Here is a 2,677-nt window from a genome sequence, read left to right on the forward strand (position 1 = left end):
GGCGATGACTCTGACGACGTAGTTGTCAGCATCAAGTAACCCAAATTGAACGCGCCTTAAATGCCATTTTAAGGCGCATTGAACACTGTTTTAAGAAAGAGAGAAGTCATGGATATTATCGACCTGTTCCGTAGCTATACCAAGCTGGATGTTTGGGGTGAGTTCCTAAACAAACAAAAGAAATTAAAGCCTGTACCAATGCCAGTTCGCAATACGGTGTTTGGCCCAGCACAACTGTGGCATGACGTGTCATTGCCGAACTCTCAATACAAAGATACCGTCACGAACGTACCTGTAGTTCGTCGTGGTACTGCAGCGCTAGTACTAAAAACCGAAGGCGTAAAAGTTGAATCTATTGAACCGCAAGGCTTCGTGATGTCGCATTTTGCGACCGCCTCTGAGCTGAACAACTTAAAGGCGTTGGGAATGAAAGCCACTAAACAGTGGTTTGATTCGAAAAATGCCAACATGCTACGCCGCGTTTACAAAGGTATTGAAGCCATGTGTGCGATGGCGCTTTCAGGCAAAGTGGAATACCCAATGAAGGCCGAAGGTGGTGAGATTGAACTGGAAGTCTATGACTTTGGCCTGACTGAAGAATACAGCGCGGCTGGAACCATCGACTTGTCATCGACAGATACCACCATTGGTCAATTGTTTAAGTTGCTTCAAAGCATGGCAGAAAAAATTGAAGACAACGGTTATGGCAGTAAGCTCTTGACCTACGCAGGCCGCGATGTTTATGCGCGCATCATGGACATTGCATCTAGCACCAATACTCGCAACATCAGCATTGAAATTGCTGAAAACGAAATCACCATCGGTGGTTACAAAATTCAGCGTATGTCTGGCAAGTACCATACCTATGTGGGCGGCACAAAAACCATGGTCGATAAAATCAATGCTGAAGCGCTGTGTATGATTGACCTTGAAGCTGGCCATGATTTCTACTACCTAGCAATTGATGATCTTGATGCAGGTTTGAAAGCGTTGCCGTTCTTCTCGAAGCCACTTAAGTCAGAAAACCCAAATGGCGCAGAGATTATCGCTCACTCAAAACCAGTACCTGTTCCTGTCGTTGCGGCGATTTGTTGGTGTAACGATGCAATGGGTGGCGGTGCATAACGATGACACTAGACGAATTAAAAAGTCTAGTAACACCCGAGGGCGTTCAACACGCCCTCGATAATCAGATTTATGACAGCCTCGTCTACGGTGATGGACACAACATCACCGACTCTTGTAACAGCGCGGCTGTGTGGTGTTACGGCTACCTGGCAAAAACCAGCAACATCAATCGGGCGTTTAGTGCCTCTGACAAAGAAGTGCTGTCTGCTTCGATGGTACAAATGGCCATCTATAAATTAGGTGCGCATCACTTCTTCAACATTGAAGAGCCAGAAGAGCTGGCATACGCGCTCATCGATTCCATTCTTGGCATTAACAAAGATGACACTGGCACATCCACCTACGTCGGAGCTGCAGTAGCGAAAGATGAAAAATCTAACATTGTTCACAAACCTGGTCGCAGGCCTGCCTTCTGGCGTCATTGAAGACTTCTATCCCCAACCGACAGAGATTGGCTCTGAGTCTGTCAATGTCACCAACTATTACTTTGGGGCGATTCGAGCCATGATGCTTGATGACCAAATCAGCTCGGACGTTGACATGCGTCATGCGTTCGCCTCTCAAATTCCGTTCATTATCGAAGGCTCACAGACCGACATTGCTAACGCAAAGGCCATCCTTACTGAGTTAGATATGGAAGACTTGATGTTGCGTATGCTGACGGCTGCTGAGTTTGGATACCGCCCTGTCGAAATTAAATGGGAGCAAGATGGCGTAAATGCCATTCCAGTTGAGTCCGAAGCCAAGCGTCCTGATAGCTTTTATATTTTGCGTGATGGTGGTGTTGCGTATCGAAACACCTATGGCGAAATTCAACCTGTGCCTACAGGTCGCATCATTCCGGTGACACGTGAACGCACCAGTGACAAACCCTATGGGCATTCAATTCTGGAACCGCTCTGGCCAATCTGGCAGACCAAGTGGGTGAACTGGGCTAACCTGGAGCGCCTTGGTGAGAAGTATGCTATCCCGAACGTGGTTGCATTAACCGATTCCTCGGATAAGAAACAACTGCAAGCCGTGGCTGATTCTCTCGCACCACTACAGAACGGCGATGTTGCTGCGGTCAGTGGTGTCTCCAGTATCGAAGTGCTCAACCCACAAGGAAAGGTTGATGAAATCTTGAATGCGATTAAATACATCGATAACAAGATCACTTATCGCCTGACTGGACAAACCCTGTCATCGGGTAACCAAGCATATGGCTCGCGCTCGATGGGAGAAACGCACCAACAGAATGCGTTCTTCTATGCTAAAGCGGATGCCAAGATGGTGTTCAAAGCGCTCAACCAAACGTTATTCAAATGGATATTCCAGGCGAACAGCATGAATGGACGTATCCGCATGCGAGTGGACGATAAGAAGTTCAAAGCGCTTCTCAAGTCCGCCGTCACTGATGAAGACAGTTCCATTCAATTATCCGACCCAACGGAGGCGAAACATCTATGGCTGTTCTAACAGACGTGGAGCGCGCTGAAAAAGACAACCTGACCAAAATGGAGCGCCTCGAAAATGAGGCGCTTTCTTTTACGGCCAATAAATTGTCCAG

At 47.5% G+C, this 2,677-nt stretch carries 3 protein-coding genes; all 3 read left to right on the top strand.

The features are described from left to right. Window positions 1–108 precede the first annotated feature (108 nt). Genes QTO06_RS25110 through QTO06_RS25120 form a run of 3 tightly spaced genes read left to right on the top strand, consistent with a single transcriptional unit; the run spans window position 109 to window position 2,586 of the window. Window positions 109–1,125, top strand: coding sequence for a major capsid protein (locus QTO06_RS25110; protein WP_331410311.1), 1,017 nt, complete (start codon window positions 109–111; stop codon window positions 1,123–1,125). Between the two features lie 2 nt (window positions 1,126–1,127). Beyond that, the gene (locus tag QTO06_RS25115) at window positions 1,128–1,553 is read left to right on the top strand and encodes a hypothetical protein (protein ID WP_331410313.1); all 426 of its coding nucleotides are present in this window, start codon (window positions 1,128–1,130) and stop codon (window positions 1,551–1,553) included. Further along, complete coding sequence (locus QTO06_RS25120) at window positions 1,495–2,586, top strand: phage portal protein family protein (RefSeq protein WP_331410314.1); 1,092 nt, start codon at window positions 1,495–1,497, stop codon at window positions 2,584–2,586. The genes QTO06_RS25115 and QTO06_RS25120 overlap by 59 nt, the downstream gene beginning before the upstream one ends. Window positions 2,587–2,677: the final 91 nt, after the last annotated feature.

The sequence above is a fragment of the Vibrio sp. M260121 genome, assembly GCF_036533715.1.
Taxonomy (GTDB): Bacteria; Pseudomonadota; Gammaproteobacteria; order Enterobacterales; family Vibrionaceae; genus Vibrio.